This window comes from Streptomyces calidiresistens (assembly GCF_014141525.1).
GTDB classification, from domain to species: domain Bacteria; phylum Actinomycetota; class Actinomycetes; order Streptomycetales; family Streptomycetaceae; genus Streptomyces; species Streptomyces calidiresistens.
Map to the genome: position 1 here is coordinate 1 of NZ_VKHS01000058.1, position 13,344 is coordinate 13,344.

The following is a 13,344-nucleotide window of genomic DNA, read 5'->3' on the forward strand; positions in this document are numbered from 1 at the left end:
CCCGGGAGGAGGGCCACCGGAGGGGGAGACCGGGAGGTCGGGGGCGACGACCCCGCCCGCGCCCATCCGGTCGGTCGGGGCGGGCGGGAGAGCGGCGGCCACGGGCGCGCCCCCGGCCCACAGGGCGAGGGCAACGGCGGGCACGGCTGCGGCGCGCGCCGCCCGGCGCCCGCGGGGATCTCGTCTCACGCCATGATGCTGCGCGCCCGGCGGGGCCGGTACGAGGGTGATCCGGTGAATTGACCCGATCAGGGGAAAATCGGTCGAACGGTGATTGGCCGGTGGGGTCAGGTGTCCCGGGCGCGTCCGGGGTCGTCGAGCACGCCGCGCACCGCCGTCCGCGCGGCGCCCAGCAGCGGGCCGTCCGGTCCCAGGCGGGACAACCGGAGAGGGGGAGCGGGTCGGTCGTGCCCCGCGACGGCGGTCCGCAGGCCCACCTCGTGTTCGAGCGCCGGCAGCAGGCGGTGACCGAGGCGGGCCAGCGGGCCCCCGATGACCACCTCGGCCGGATCGAGCAGGTTCACCGCCGCGGAGAGCGCCACGCCCAGTGCCCGACCGGCCCGCTCCACGGCGGCCAGGGCCCGTTCGTCGCCTCCCTCGCAGCGCGCCCGCACCGCCTCCAGCAGCGGGGCGCGGGGGCCTTCGCCGGGATCGGTGCCCGCGGCCCGGAGCACCGCCTCCTCGCCCGCCAGCGTCTCGGCGCACCCGGTGCTGCCGCAGCGGCACGGCGGACCGTCCGGCGCGACCGGGACGTGCCCCAGTTCACCGGCGAAGCCGCGGGCCCCGCGCAGCAGTTCACCGTCGACCAGGACGGCCGCACCGATGCCGATCCCGGCCGAGACGTACAGCAGGTCCCGCCCCGTCCCGGCGGGGGAAGCGGCCCGCTCGGCGACGGCGCCGAGGTTCGCCTCGTTCTCCACCCGCAGGGGTCCGTGACCGGTCGGCAGCAGGGGAGCGGGATCCACCCCCTCCCACCCGAGGTTGGGGGCGCGCACCACGGTGGTGGAGTCCCGGGCCACGAGGCCGGGAACCGCCACCGTCACCCCGGCCGGCCGCAGCCCCAGCCCCTCGCACCTCCCCACCAACTCCTCCAACAGCTCCGCCAGGGCGGCCAGCACGCGGCCGGGCCGGGTGTCCCCGGCGGTCATCGGCGAGTCCAGACGCAGGCGCACCCCGCCGCGCAGATCCATGGCGCACACCGCCAGTTGGTCCACGCCGATCTCGGCGCCGATGCCGCAGGGGCCGCGGTCGGCGGGCTCCAGGGCGGTTCCCGGACGTCCGACCGAGCCGGACCGGTCGCGGGAGCTCTCCACGACCAGCCCGGCCCGCAGCAGTTCGTCCACGAGGCTGGAGATCGCCGCGCGGGTCAGCCCCGTGCGGGCGGCCACCTCGGCCCGCGAGAGCGGACCGTCGTCGGCCAGGAGGTGGAGCACCCGCGAGAGGTTGCGCAAACGCAGTTCGGCCTGGGTCTGCGGAACGGGCTGGACCACCGCCCCACCTCCTGTTTCCGTTCGTCCCTCTCGTCCCGGGTCCCGCCGACCCGGTCGGTTCCGTTTCCCCCGGCCTCCCGCCGGGACCGGTCAGGGCCGGCGCAAGAGGCCGTCGGCGCCCTCCAGCACGGACGCGATCCGCGCCGTGGCGGCCTCGTCCCGCTCGACGGCGGGCCAGGCCGGACCCTCGGCGGTGTTCCAGTCCCGGGCCACCGCGGCGGCGTCCCGGCCCTGCACCAGGCCGGCGGCCTGCGCCGCCGCCCCCAGGGCGACCAGCTCCTCCGCCCGGGGCACCTGGACCGGTCGCCCGGACAGCCGGCGCACCGTCTCGCGCCAGGCGGTGCCCCGGGCGCCCCCGCCCAACAGCAGGATCGGCTGGTCGGCGTCGGCCCCGCCGTCCCCCTCCAGGACCAGGTCCAAGGCGCGGAGCAGGGCGTAGACGGCACCGTCGTAGGCGGCCTGCAGGATCTGTCCACCGGTGGTGTCGTGGCGCAGGCCGTACAGCAGACCGGAGGCCAGCGGCAGGTCCGGGGTGCGCTCCCCGTCCAGGAAGGGCAGCAGCACCGGTCCGGCGGCCGTGCCGGACGGGGCCGGTTCCACGGCCTCGCGATCCAGCCCCAGCAGGGCGGCGACCCGGTCGACGGCGAGGGTGCAGTTGAGGGTGCACGCCAGGGGGAGCCAGTCGCGGCCGGCGTCGGCGAAGCCCGCCACGGTACCGGTGGGGTCCACGGGGCGGCGCGTGGTGACGGCGTAGACCGTGCCGGAGGTGCCCAGGCTGAGCGCCGGACGGCCCGGCTCCAGCCCCAGCCCCAGGGCGCCGGCCATGTTGTCGCCGGTGCCGGCGGCCACCGGGATCCCGGCCGGCACGGGCAGGCCGGAGCGGGTGGTGCCGGCGGCCTCGCCGGCGGGGACCACCCGGGGCAGGAGGGCGGGGTCCAGGTCGGAGAGCGCGGTGAGTTCGGTGTCCCAGTCCCCGGTGGCGGAGGACCACCACCCGGTACCCGAGGCGTCGCCCCGGTCGGTGGTGCCCTCGGTGACGCCGTGGCCGGCGAGCCGGCCGGTGAGGTAGTCGTGGGGCAGCCGGACCGCGCGGGTGGCGGCGGCGTGCTCGGGCTCGTGCTCCCGCAACCAGGCCCACTTGGTGACGGTGAAGGAGGCCGCGGGCACGCTGCCGGTGCGCTCCGCCCAGGCGGCCGGGCCGCCCAGTTCCCTCACCAGACGGTCGCGCTGGGGGGCCGAGCGGGTGTCGTTCCACAGCAGGGCGTTGCGCACGGGGCGATTGTCGGCGTCCAGGGTGACCAGGCCGTGCTGCTGGCCGGCCACGGCGATCGCGGCGGCCCGTTCGGCGATGGGGCCGCAGGCCTCCAGGGCCTCGACCAGGGCACCCCACCACTGTTCGGGATCGCTGTCCCGCTCGGGGGTCACCACGTGCGCGGCCCGCCCGCGGGCCAGCACCTCTCCGGTCGCGGAGTCCACCGCGAGCACCTTCGTGGACTGAGTGGAGCTGTCCACGCCGATGACGACGGGACCCTCGGGTGCGGTGGTCATGAACTCGTCCTCTCCGACGGGGGCGGAAGCCGGCGCCACGGCGGCTCCGAACGCTACGGGTCTTCCGTCACGGCCTCCCGCATACTAATTTGTAAACAGCGATGACGAAATAGCCGGAGCGCTGTTCCGTCGTCCTGGTCCGCGTGTCCCGACCCCGACGGGTCGGGGCCGTCCCGCACCGCCCGCACCAGCGAGGAGCCGTCATGTCCTACCAGCCCACCCCCGCGGACAAGTTCACCTTCGGCCTGTGGACCGTCGGCTGGGCGGGTCGCGACCCCTTCGGGGACGCCACCCGCCCCGCCCTCGACCCGGTCGAGAGCGTGGAGCGCCTGGCCGAACTCGGGGCCTGGGGCGTCACCTTCCACGACGACGACCTCATCCCCTTCGGGGCCCCCACCGCCGAGCGCGAGACCCGGATCAAGCGCTTCCGCCAGGCCCTGGACTCCACCGGCATGGTGGTCCCGATGGCGACCACCAACCTCTTCACCCACCCCGTCTTCAAGGACGGCGCCTTCACCGCCAACGACCGCGACATCCGGCGGTACGCCCTGCGCAAGACCATGCGCAACATCGACCTCGCGGCCGAACTGGGCGCGAGCACCTACGTGGCGTGGGGCGGCCGGGAGGGTGCCGAGTCGGGCGCGGCCAAGGACGTGCGGGCCGCCCTGGACCGCCTCAAGGAGGGCTTCGACCTGCTCGCCGACTACGTCACCGAGCAGGGCTACGACATGCGCTTCGCGCTGGAGCCCAAGCCCAACGAGCCGCGCGGCGACATCCTCCTGCCCACCGTCGGTCACGCCCTGGCCTTCATCGAGCGGCTGGAGCGGCCCGAACTGTTCGGCGTCAACCCCGAGGTGGGTCACGAGCAGATGGCCGGGCTCAACTTCCCGCACGGCATCGCGCAGGCGCTGTGGGCGGGCAAGCTGTTCCACATCGACCTCAACGGTCAGAACGGCATCAAGTACGACCAGGACCTGCGTTTCGGCGCCGGCGACCTGCGCTCGGCCTTCTGGCTGGTGGACCTGTTGGAGACGGCCGGTTACGAGGGTCCCCGGCACTTCGACTTCAAGCCCCCGCGCACCGAGGACATGGACGGCGTCTGGGCCTCGGCCGCCGGCGGCATGCGCAACTACCTGATCCTCAAGGAGCGGGCCGCCGCCTTCCGGGCCGACCCGCGCACCGCCGAGGCCCTGGCCGCCTCGCGCCTGGACGAACTGGCCCGTCCCACCCTGAACGAGGGTGAGACCGCCTCGGCGCTGCTCGCCGACCGCTCGGCGTTCGAGGAGTTCGACCCGGAGGCCGCCGCCCGGCGGGGGATGGCCTTCGAGCAGCTCGACCAGCTGGCGATGGACCACCTGCTGGGCGCCGCGGGCTGAAAACCGCCCGACACGGGCGCACACACGGGGACCCGGACGGCGATCGTCCCGCCGTCCGGGTCCCGGCCGGCCGTCGGGGTCGGGAGACCGACCCCGACGGCCCCGCCCCGCCCGGAGCGGGACGCGTCACTCCCCGGTGTCCGGCCCCTTGCCCCCCTCGTCCCGGCGTCGCCGCCGGAACCAGCCGGTGATGCCGCGCCGGGACCGGCGCGGTTTGCGTTCCTTCTTCTTCCCCCGACCGGGCGCCGTGCTGTGGATCCACCCGGCCGGCGGCTCGTCGGAACGCCACGGCTGGGGGTCGGGGGCGTTGTTCCTCCAGCGTTCGGAGAGCATGCGGGTGCGGGCCGTCGGCTCGTTCACCCGGGCCTCCCTGACGAAGCTCTCGTCGAGGACCAACTCGTCCCACTCGTCCCGGCGGCCCCGCTCCTCACCGTGCGGTTCCGTCCCCATGGCCTGCCTCCCGTCAGCTCCGGTGTGCGGCACCGTCACCGGTTGAACGCCCGGGGCGATCCCCCGGTTCCGGGGCCGTCGGGCGCGGGCACCGCCGATCGCGGGCCGTTCCCACCCGTCGTGTCGTGCGTATTCCCGCCACCGTAACGGACACACGTCACGGAACGGTCGCCCCGCGGGCGGGCGTCCGGGGACGGGTGGGAATCACGCGGCCGGCCGCAGATCGACCACCTGGCCCGCCGCCGTCCCCACCACGGTCACCACCGTGCCGTCCTCCTCCGGGCCCTCCCACCGGACGCCCCCGACCCGATGGGCCGTCCCGTCCCCTCCGTCGGCGGGGGAGACCGCGAGGGGGCCGCTCCAGCGGATCCTCAGGGTGCCGCCGAGTCGGGAGAGCAGCCGGGCCCGCACCAGGCGTCCCGCCTCCCACTCCAGCGACACCTCCACACCGCCGCGCGCCACCAGCCCGCGCACCCGTCCCGAGGGCAGGGCGGGCGGCAGCGCCGGCAACAGGTGGACCTCGCCCTCGTGCGACTGCGTCAACCACTCGGTGACGCCCGCCACCGCGCCGAAGTTGCCGTCGATCTGGAACGGCGGGTGCAGGTCGAACAGGTTGGGCGCGGTGCGTTCCGGGGTGAGCTGATCCCCCAGCAGCTTCCAGGACCGCGCGCCCTCGCCCAGCCGTGCCCAGAAGTTGATCTTCCACGCCAGCGACCAGCCGGTGCCCGCGTCCCCCCGCCCCTCCAGGGTGCGCCGCGCGGCGGCCCGCAACTCCGGGGTCCGGCGGGTGATCCGGGCCCCCGGGTGCAGGCCGTACAGGTGCGAGACGTGACGGTGGTCCTGCTCGGGGGCGAGGGCGTCCCAGTCCTCCCGCCACTCCCGCAGCCGCCCGTCGGAGCCCACCCGCATCGGGGCCAGCCGCTCCCGGGCCGCCGCCGCCTCCGACCGCAGGCCCGGCTCCTCGTCCAGCAACTCCCCGCACTCCACCACCGCGTCGAAGAGGTCGGCGAGGATCTGGTTGTCCATGGTGGGGCCCGCGCACAGCGAACCGCCGGGGCCCGGGTGGTGGGCGTTCTCCGGCGAGATCGAGGGACAGGTCACCAACTCGCCGGTCGCCGGGTCGGTGATCAGGGAATCGAGGAAGAAGCGGGCCGCGCCGGCGAGGATCGGGAACCGCCGGCGCAGGGCCGCGGTGTCGCCGGTGAAGCGGTGGTGCTCCCGGATCGCCAGCGCCAACCAGGCGCCGCCGGTGGGCCACATGCCCCAGAAGGCGCCGTCGGCGGGGGCGGTGCCGCGCCAGGCGTCCACGTTGTGGTGGGCCACCCAGCCACGTGCCCCGTAGGTCTCCCGGGCGGTGCGGGCGCCGGCCACCGCCAGGTCCGCCAGCAGGTCGAACAGCGGCTCCCAGCACTCCGCGAGGTTGGCCGGGCCTGCCGGCCAGTAGTTCATCTCGGTGTTGATGTTGATGGTGTACTTGCAGCCCCACGGGGGGTCGGTCAGGTTGTTCCACAGGCCCTGGAGATTGGCGGGTTGACCGCCGGGCCGGGAACAGGCGATCAGCAGGTACCGGCCGTAGTCGAAGTGGAGCGCCACCAGGTGGGGGTCCTCCCCCTCGGCGAACCGCGCCACCCGTTCGTCGGTCGGCCGCAGGCCCGCCGGGGTCACCGGCACCTCCAGCGCCACCCGGCCGAAGAGCGCGGAGTGGTCCGCGACGTGACGCTCCCGCAGCGCGGCCGGGGTGTGCCGGGCGGCGGCTCGCAGATCCTCCTCCGCGGTGGCCCCCGGATCGCCGTCCGCGTCCCGCCAGGAGCGGTGGCTCGTCCGCACCGTGACCAGCAGGGTCACCGCGTCGGCCCCGGTGATCCGCAGGACCCCGTCGGCGGACTCCACCGAGCCGCCCTCGGCCAGGGCCCGGGCCAGCACCCGGAAGCGCACGCGTCCGGGGATCCCCTCGAAGTCACCGCCCCGACCGTCCAGGGCGATGGTGTCCGGGGCGGGGGAGGAGGTGCCGGTGGTGAGGGGGCCGTCGGCGCGGACGGTCAGGGAGATCGACCGGCGGCGGTCGGCGGTCAACCGCACCACGATCACGCCGTCCGGGGCGGAGGCGAAGGTCTCCCGGTGGTACCGCACGCCCCCGCGCGTGTACGTCACGGTGTGCAGGCCGGTGCGGGGGTCGAGCGAGCGGAGGTAGTCCTCCACGGGGCCGGTGTCGGGGAGTGCGAGACGGAGACTGCCGGCGGTCTGGTAGGGGGGTTGCCGGACCGGCACCCCCATCACGTCCCCGTCCACCAGGCGTTGGGCCGCGTCCCACTCCCCGGCCAGGATCAGCCGCCGGACCTCCGGGAGGGCGGAGGACGCCCGCGGGTTGTCGAAGACATGGGGTCCCCCGGCCCACAGCGTGTCCTCGTTGAGTTGGAGTTCCTCCTCGTCGGTGCCGCCGTGGACCATCGCCCCGAGCCGGCCGTTGCCGATCGGCAGGGCGCGCAGCCACTCGTCGGCGGGGGAGGGGTACCACAGCAGGTGGGGGGCGTCCTCGGGGGCGACAAGGGCCACGGGTGACATCGGGTCCCGGCAATCTCTCGGCGGCGGCGGGCGGAACCGCGGGCCGGGTCGGATGCGCCGACCCGGACCCGGGGCGCCGGTCCACTGTCGAACGCGTTCGACATCCCGGACGGCGTTCGGTTCGCCGGACATGGTGCCACGGTGCGGCGGATTCCGGCAGAGGCCCCCGCGCGCCGTCTCCCGTGGAGGGGGACCCGGGGGGCGGGCGAACCGACGGTTCGGCTCGCCCCCCGGGGCGCCGGACGGCCCCGGGGGCGGAAGGTCTCCTCAGTCGGGCAGCCCGAGGGGGCCGACCGGCCGCAGGGGCAGGTCGGCCCACACCACGTGCCCGTAACCCGACTCCCCGGGGCGTACGCCCCAGGAGCTGGAGAGCGCGACCACCAGGACCAGGCCGCGCCCGCCCTCGTCGTCGTCGTCCGGGAGCTCGGGGGCGCGGGTCGGCCCGCACCCCTCGCCGGAGACGGCGACCCGCAGGGCCCCGCCGAGCAGCCGCAGCTCGCACCCGATGAAGTGGCCGCCGGTGTGCCGGAGGGCGTTGGTGACCAGTTCGGAGACGATGAGCTGGGCGTTGTCGCGGGTCTCCCCGGAGGTGTGCCACTCCGTCAGCTGCCGACGCACCAGCCTGCGGGCCTCGGCCGCCGCGCTGCCCACCGCGGGCAGGCGGAAGCGGTGCCGCGTGCCGGGGAGCGGGGGGGCCGGCGTGTCGATGCGTTCTAAGGGCTGAGCCCGTGGGGAGAAAGCCACGCCCCTACTGTGCTGGTTGTTGCTCGCATCCGGCAAGGGGGCAGTCTGTAAATTGCAGAATCGTTCCTGTCACTCTGTTGGTTCGCCGGACGGCATGGCAAACTTCTTTCCCATGACGGCAGTTGAAGGCAGGCGGTAGTGCCGGCCGGGCAGACGGGCGCGGGCGCGCCCACGGCGCTGCGCCTGGTGCTGGGACGACGCCTCCACGATCTCCGGGAGCAGGCGGGTCTCACCTACGAGGACGCCGCCCGGGCGCTGGACGTCACCCACGCCACGATCCGCCGCATGGAGAAGGCACAGGTGGGGCTGAAGGTCCCCTATGTCGAGAAACTCCTGCGGCTGTACGGCGTGCAGGACTCGCAGGAGATCGACGCCTTCCTGGGGCTGGCCCGGGAGGCCAACCGCCCGGGGTGGTGGCACCGCTACCGCGACGTGCTCCCCGACTGGTTCAGCGCCTTCGTCAGCCTGGAGGCGGAGGCCGACCAGATCCGGGCCTACGAGCCGCACTACATCCCCGGCCTGCTGCAGACGGAGGGCTACGCCACGGCCGTCCTGCGCGCGGGGATGCCGCACGCCCCGCGCGAGGAGATCGAGCGACTCGTCGCCCTGCGCATGTCCCGCCAGGAACTGCTGGAGCGCAAGGACCCGCCGCTGCTGTGGGTGGTGATGGACGAGACGGTGCTGCGCCGCCCCCTCGGCCGTCCCCACGTCATGCGCGAGCAGGTGGGCCGTCTCATCGAGGCCGCCTCACACCCCCGGGTGCGCCTGCAGGTCATGCCCTTCGCCGCCGGCCTGCACCCGGCCATGTACGGACCATTCCACCTGTTCCGGTTCCCCGTGCCCGAGCTCTCCGACGTCGCGTGCGCGGAGAGCCTGGTGGGCGCCGCCTACTTCGATCAGCGCGACGACGTGTCGGCCTTTCGGGAGGCACTGGACCGGATGTGCGCGCAGGCCGCGCCAGTGCACCGCACCGAGGCACTCCTCGGCGCCATTCGCAAGGAGATCTGAACCATGGATCGCATCTACAACGGCATGCCCGCCCGCCTGCTCGGCGCGGAGGGGTGGCGCAAGCCCTGGAGCGGGGGCAACGGCGGCAGCTGTGTCGAGGCCCTGCGACTGCGGGACGGGCGGGTGGCCCTGCGCCAGTCCACCGACCCGGACGGCCCCGCCCTCATCTACACCCGCCACGAGATCGAGACCTTCATCGAGGGCGTCAAGTCCGGCGAGGCCGACTTCCTGCTGCTGCACAGCGTATGAGACCCCTCCCGGAGCCGCCCCACCGGCACGCCCCGGGCCCGGCGCGGCACCGCGCCCCATCGGCCGGACCCCGCCCCACCGGGGCGGGGTCCGGGTACCCATCGGACCCCCTTCCACCGCTACGGAGGACCACCCCGTGACCGACCAGGGCTTCACCCCGGACTCGATCGACACCAGCAAGCCGCATCCGGCGCGCATGTACGACTACTACCTGGGTGGCCAGGACAACTACGAGGTGGACCGCGCCGCCGCCGAGCGGATGATGGCCCTCACCCCGGACGTGCGGATCAGCGCCCGGGCCAACCGTGCCTTCCTGCAGCGCGTGGTGCGTTCCCTCGCCGAGGCGGGCGTGGACCAGTTCATCGACGTGGGCACCGGCATCCCCACCTCGCCCAACACCCACGAGATCGCCCATGCGATCAACCCCGACGCGCGGGTCGCCTACGTCGACAACGACCCCATCGTGTCGGTCTACGCGGGGGCCAAGCTCACCAATGCCGCCAACACCGGTTTCTTCCTCGGCGACCTGCGCGACCCCAAGGCGCTGATCGAGCACGCCGAACTGCGCGGACTGATCGACTTCGACCGGCCCGCCGCCCTCATGCTGGTGTCGGTCATGCACTTCGTCGACGACGCCGCCGACCCCGCCGACATCATCGCCACCCTCGCCGAGCCGCTGGCCCCCGGCAGCCGCCTGGTCATCAGCCACGCGACCGCCGACTTCCACAGCGCCGACATATCCGAGGAGGGCGCCGCGATCTACCGGCAGGCCACCGCCCGGCTCTCCCTGCGGTCCCGCGAGGACATCCTGCCGCTCTTCGGGAACTTCGAGCTCGAGGAGCCGGGCCTGGTCCAGACCCCGTTCTGGCGGCCCACCGGCGAGGTCCCCGCCGACCAGCACTCGGTCGCCTCCTACGCGGGCGTCGGCATCCGGAACTGACCGGGGAACTCCTCGGGGGGCGGTCCCGGCCAACCGGCCGGGATCCGCTCCGGCACCCCGCCGGCGAAGAGGCCGTACAGCGGCAGGGTGCGCAGATGCACATAGCCGATGTGGCAGTCGCACTGCGCCCGCGGGCAACCCCGCGGGCGCAGTGCGGCGGCGAAGGAGCCGTCGTAGAGGTTCCCCAGCGGGGTGTCCACGAAATGACAGCGCCGCACCGTGCCGTCCCCCGAGACGGAGATCACGGTCTCACCGGTGCGACACGGCGCACCCGCCGACGGGTGCGGGAACCGACTCCACCCGAAGTACGGGTCGATCGCCGACCACAGGGCGGCCTCCGCGTCGCTGTACTCCCGGCCCTCGGCGGCGTTCACCCACAGGTACACCTCCGGGGGCAGATCCCCCCGCAGCCGGCGCGCCGCCACCAGGTGCTCGGGCAGCCCCACCACGCCGACACTGTGGCGGACGCCGAGCGCGTCCAGTTCGCGGCAGCGCCGCAGGAACCGGGCGTGGTCGGTCTGTCCGGGGTGGTAGGTGCACCACAGCGCGGTCCTGGCGCGGTCGGCCTCCCGCAACCAGCCGGTCCGTCCGCCCAGATTGGTCTGGATCGCCACCCGGCGCACCTGCGGCAGCCGGCTCAGCTCCACGATCGCCCGCCGGTACCACGAGCGCACCAGACCCTCCCCCCAGGGGGTGAACAGGACCGACAGGCGGTCACCGGTCCGCCCCGCCACCCAGGAGACGAACCGTTCCAGGGCCTGGCGGTCGGCCCGCAGGGTGTCGGGGGTGTCCCGCCGCTTGGCGAAGGGGCAGTAGGGACAGTCGTAGTCGCACGAGGCCAACGGCCCCCGGTACAGGATCGTCAACTCCGGCAGGGGCCCCGGCTCCCCCCGACCCGGGGCAGGGCCGCTCGGTGGCGGGCCGATCGTCACGGGCACCGGCTCCCGGCCGCCGGCGGAACGGTCGCTCATCTCGGCAGGTACTCCTCCATCGAGGCCCGCACCGACGGGGAGAAGAAGAGCGGACCCACGGCGTCGGAGTGCGCCAACCCCTCGGCCGAGAGGCGCAGACGGGGCCCCGACGGCCCCTCCGCCAACCATCCCCGGGCCTCCAGCACCCCCGTCTCGACGGGGAAGTGCCGTTCGGGGGGCTCGCCGAATCGGGCCGTGTACCCGGCCGAGTCCATCCCCTCCGCCTGCAGCAGCGACTGCAGCAGGAACCTGCGCCGACTCTCGTCGGGGCTCATCCGACGCCCGTGACGGGCCGTCGCGAAGTCCTCGCGGGAACCGGCCACGTACTCGTCGATCAACCCGCGCACCCGGGGCGCGGCCACGGCGTAGTCGAAGGAGTAGTGCAGCGAGGAGGTGTAGGACCGGGCCCCGCAGCCGAGCCCCACCATGCCGTCCGCCTGACAGGAGTAGTCCCCGGCGCCGTCCGCCGGGGCGTCCGCCCGACGGAACATCCGCATGGACACCTGCCGGTAGCCCTCGCCGGTCAGCAACTCCACCCCCTCCCGGTACCGCGCCATCCGATGCGCGTCGAACTCCCGGCCCGCGGCGGCCGGGTCGCGACGGGCCAGACCGGTCAGCGGGCGCCGGTAGAGGGGGTAGAGGTACACCTCCTCGGGACGCCAGCCCAGCGCCGTGCGCAGCGAGTACGCCCAACTGGCGGCCGTCTGGCCGGGTATGCCGTAGATGAGATCGATGTTCAGCACCGGGAAACCGAGCGCCCGCACGCGGTCCAGGGCGGCGTCCACCACCTCCCGTCGCTGCGGACGCACGGCGGCCCTCGCCTCCTCCTCCACGAAGCTCTGCACCCCGATGCTGACGCGGTCGGTGCCCCGCTCCGCGAGCACCCGCAGCCGGTCGGCGGTCGCGGTGTCGGGTGAGGTCTCCACCGACAGGGGCACCGCGCGGGTGTCCACCCCCATCCGCGACTCGGCGATGTCGAACAGTCGCTCGAGCTCGCCGGCGGTCAGGAAGGTCGGGGTCCCACCTCCGATCGCCGCCGTCGCGAAACGCGCCCCACCGCCCAGGGCCTCCCGGACCGCCCCGGCCTCGCGTTCCACGGCGTCCAGGTAGGCCGCGGTCAGGCCGTCGGGGGCGCCCACCCTGGTGAAGAGGTTGCAGAAACCGCACCGCACCCCGCAGAACGGGACGTGGACGTAGAAGGAGAGCGCCCGGACCTCCTCCCCGGCCCACACCTCGCGCAGCGGGACGGGGGGATCCAGCCGCCGGTAGGCGGTCTTGTGGGGATAGGCGTACACGTACTGCCGGTAGGGACCGTCCTCGGCGCCGCCCTCCTCGGCGGGCCGGAGGGGGGAGAGCGGAACCGGGTGCGACGAACGGGGCGGGGACGGGGTGTTCACGGCTCCTCCGGCGGGTCGAGAAAGAAGTGCGTGTAGGGAACGGTCCACACCACCGGGTGGCCGATGCGGTGGCCCGCGTACCCGTCCTCGCCGTAGGCGGTGCCGTGGTCGGAACAGACGATCGCGAAGCACGGACGGCGCCGGCGGACGAAGCCGTCCAGCAACCGGCCCAGGTGCCCGTCGGCGTAGGCGAGGGCGGCGGCGTGGCTCTCCGGCCCGTCCCCGTCGCCGGGCCCGCCGCCGGGCAGGTGGAACCAGTTGGGCTGGTGGAGCGCGGAGACGTTGAGGAAGAGGAACAACCGTCGATCAGCCGGCGTGTCGTCCAGCACCTCCAGGGCGTGGTCCACCTGGGCGCGGGTGGAGTCGGGGGAGGCCACCCCGAAGGCCGGCTCCCATCGACTCTCGCCGAACAGTCCCGGCAGTACCGATCCCAACGGGCCCCGGCCGGTGAAGAACCCCACGCCCCCCACGCAGACCGTGCGGTACCCCCGTGCCGCCAATCCCGAGACCAGGTCGGGCGCGTCGTACACGAAGGTGCCCGGTGCGGTGGTCTCGCTGCCGGGGAAACGGGCGGCGAACAGCCGGGGATGGGGGCCCGGGGTCTCCGGG

Annotated in this window: 13 protein-coding genes; 4 read left to right on the forward strand and 9 right to left on the reverse strand. The window is 74.4% G+C overall.

Features of this window, described 5'->3' with window-relative positions:
• From FOE67_RS28860 to xylB, 3 genes are all read right to left on the reverse strand, one after another.
• Positions 1-189 (reverse strand): hypothetical protein (locus FOE67_RS28860; RefSeq protein ID WP_228473549.1); only part of this gene is annotated, 189 nt, incomplete at its 3' end.
• A gap of 98 nt (positions 190-287) precedes the next feature.
• A complete protein-coding gene (locus FOE67_RS04785; RefSeq protein ID WP_323384224.1) occupies positions 288-1,490 on the reverse strand; it encodes an ROK family protein in 1,203 nt (400 codons plus the stop codon).
• Between the two features lie 90 nt (positions 1,491-1,580).
• Entirely contained in the window at positions 1,581-3,038 is a 1,458-nt protein-coding gene (gene xylB, locus FOE67_RS04790; RefSeq protein ID WP_182660753.1) for a xylulokinase, read from the reverse strand.
• 203 nt (positions 3,039-3,241) lie between these two features.
• On the opposite strand from xylB, the gene xylA reads away from it, so the two are divergent.
• Positions 3,242-4,414 (forward strand): xylose isomerase, encoded by a 1,173-nt coding sequence (gene xylA / locus FOE67_RS04795; RefSeq protein ID WP_182660755.1) that lies wholly within the window; start codon positions 3,242-3,244, stop codon positions 4,412-4,414.
• A gap of 126 nt (positions 4,415-4,540) precedes the next feature.
• On the opposite strand, the gene FOE67_RS30235 is transcribed toward xylA, so the two are convergent.
• The 3 genes from FOE67_RS30235 to FOE67_RS04810 form a co-directional block, all read right to left on the reverse strand.
• Positions 4,541-4,864, reverse strand: a complete 324-nt coding sequence (locus FOE67_RS30235) for an SGM_3592 family protein (RefSeq protein WP_182660757.1) — start codon at positions 4,862-4,864, stop codon at positions 4,541-4,543.
• Between the two features lie 204 nt (positions 4,865-5,068).
• A complete protein-coding gene (locus FOE67_RS29970; protein ID WP_323384226.1) occupies positions 5,069-7,417 on the reverse strand; it encodes a glycoside hydrolase family 95 protein in 2,349 nt (782 codons plus the stop codon).
• A 276-nt stretch (positions 7,418-7,693) separates the two neighbouring features.
• Positions 7,694-8,170, reverse strand: a complete 477-nt coding sequence (locus FOE67_RS04810) for an ATP-binding protein (protein WP_323384227.1) — start codon at positions 8,168-8,170, stop codon at positions 7,694-7,696.
• 138 nt (positions 8,171-8,308) lie between these two features.
• On the opposite strand from FOE67_RS04810, the gene FOE67_RS04815 reads away from it, so the two are divergent.
• The 3 genes from FOE67_RS04815 to FOE67_RS04825 all read left to right on the forward strand — a co-directional run bounded on the left by FOE67_RS04815 (position 8,309) and on the right by FOE67_RS04825 (position 10,367).
• Entirely contained in the window at positions 8,309-9,178 is an 870-nt protein-coding gene (locus tag FOE67_RS04815) for a Sco1979 family transcriptional regulator (protein WP_323384228.1), read from the forward strand.
• 3 nt (positions 9,179-9,181) lie between these two features.
• Positions 9,182-9,427, forward strand: coding sequence for a DUF397 domain-containing protein (locus FOE67_RS04820; RefSeq protein ID WP_182660760.1), 246 nt, complete (start codon positions 9,182-9,184; stop codon positions 9,425-9,427).
• Positions 9,428-9,563: 136 nt separating this feature from the next.
• Positions 9,564-10,367, forward strand: coding sequence for an SAM-dependent methyltransferase (locus FOE67_RS04825; protein WP_182660762.1), 804 nt, complete (start codon positions 9,564-9,566; stop codon positions 10,365-10,367).
• Here the strand turns inward: FOE67_RS04825 and FOE67_RS04830 are convergent.
• The 3 genes from FOE67_RS04830 to FOE67_RS04840 all read right to left on the reverse strand — a co-directional run.
• The gene (locus FOE67_RS04830) at positions 10,340-11,338 is read right to left on the reverse strand and encodes an STM4011 family radical SAM protein (protein WP_182660764.1); all 999 of its coding nucleotides are present in this window, start codon (positions 11,336-11,338) and stop codon (positions 10,340-10,342) included. The two genes, FOE67_RS04825 and FOE67_RS04830, sit on opposite strands and share 28 nt — an antisense overlap.
• Complete coding sequence (locus FOE67_RS04835; protein WP_182660766.1) at positions 11,335-12,735, reverse strand: STM4012 family radical SAM protein; 1,401 nt, start codon at positions 12,733-12,735, stop codon at positions 11,335-11,337. Before FOE67_RS04835 ends, FOE67_RS04830 begins: the two co-directional genes overlap by 4 nt.
• The coding region (locus FOE67_RS04840; protein WP_182660768.1) for an STM4013/SEN3800 family hydrolase at positions 12,732-13,344 on the reverse strand (613 nt) is incomplete at its 5' end. The genes FOE67_RS04835 and FOE67_RS04840, both read right to left, overlap by 4 nt.

Bases quoted from the DNA above. Each gene is read 5' to 3' on its own strand.
- xylB (WP_182660753.1), bottom strand. From the start codon at position 3,038: ATGACCACCGCACCCGAGGGTCCCGTCGTCATCGGCGTGGACAGCTCC.
- xylA (WP_182660755.1), top strand. From the start codon at position 3,242: ATGTCCTACCAGCCCACCCCCGCGGACAAGTTCACCTTCGGCCTGTGG.
- FOE67_RS30235 (WP_182660757.1), bottom strand. From the start codon at position 4,864: ATGGGGACGGAACCGCACGGTGAGGAGCGGGGCCGCCGGGACGAGTGG.
- FOE67_RS04820 (WP_182660760.1), top strand. From the start codon at position 9,182: ATGGATCGCATCTACAACGGCATGCCCGCCCGCCTGCTCGGCGCGGAG.
- FOE67_RS04830 (WP_182660764.1), bottom strand. From the start codon at position 11,338: ATGAGCGACCGTTCCGCCGGCGGCCGGGAGCCGGTGCCCGTGACGATC.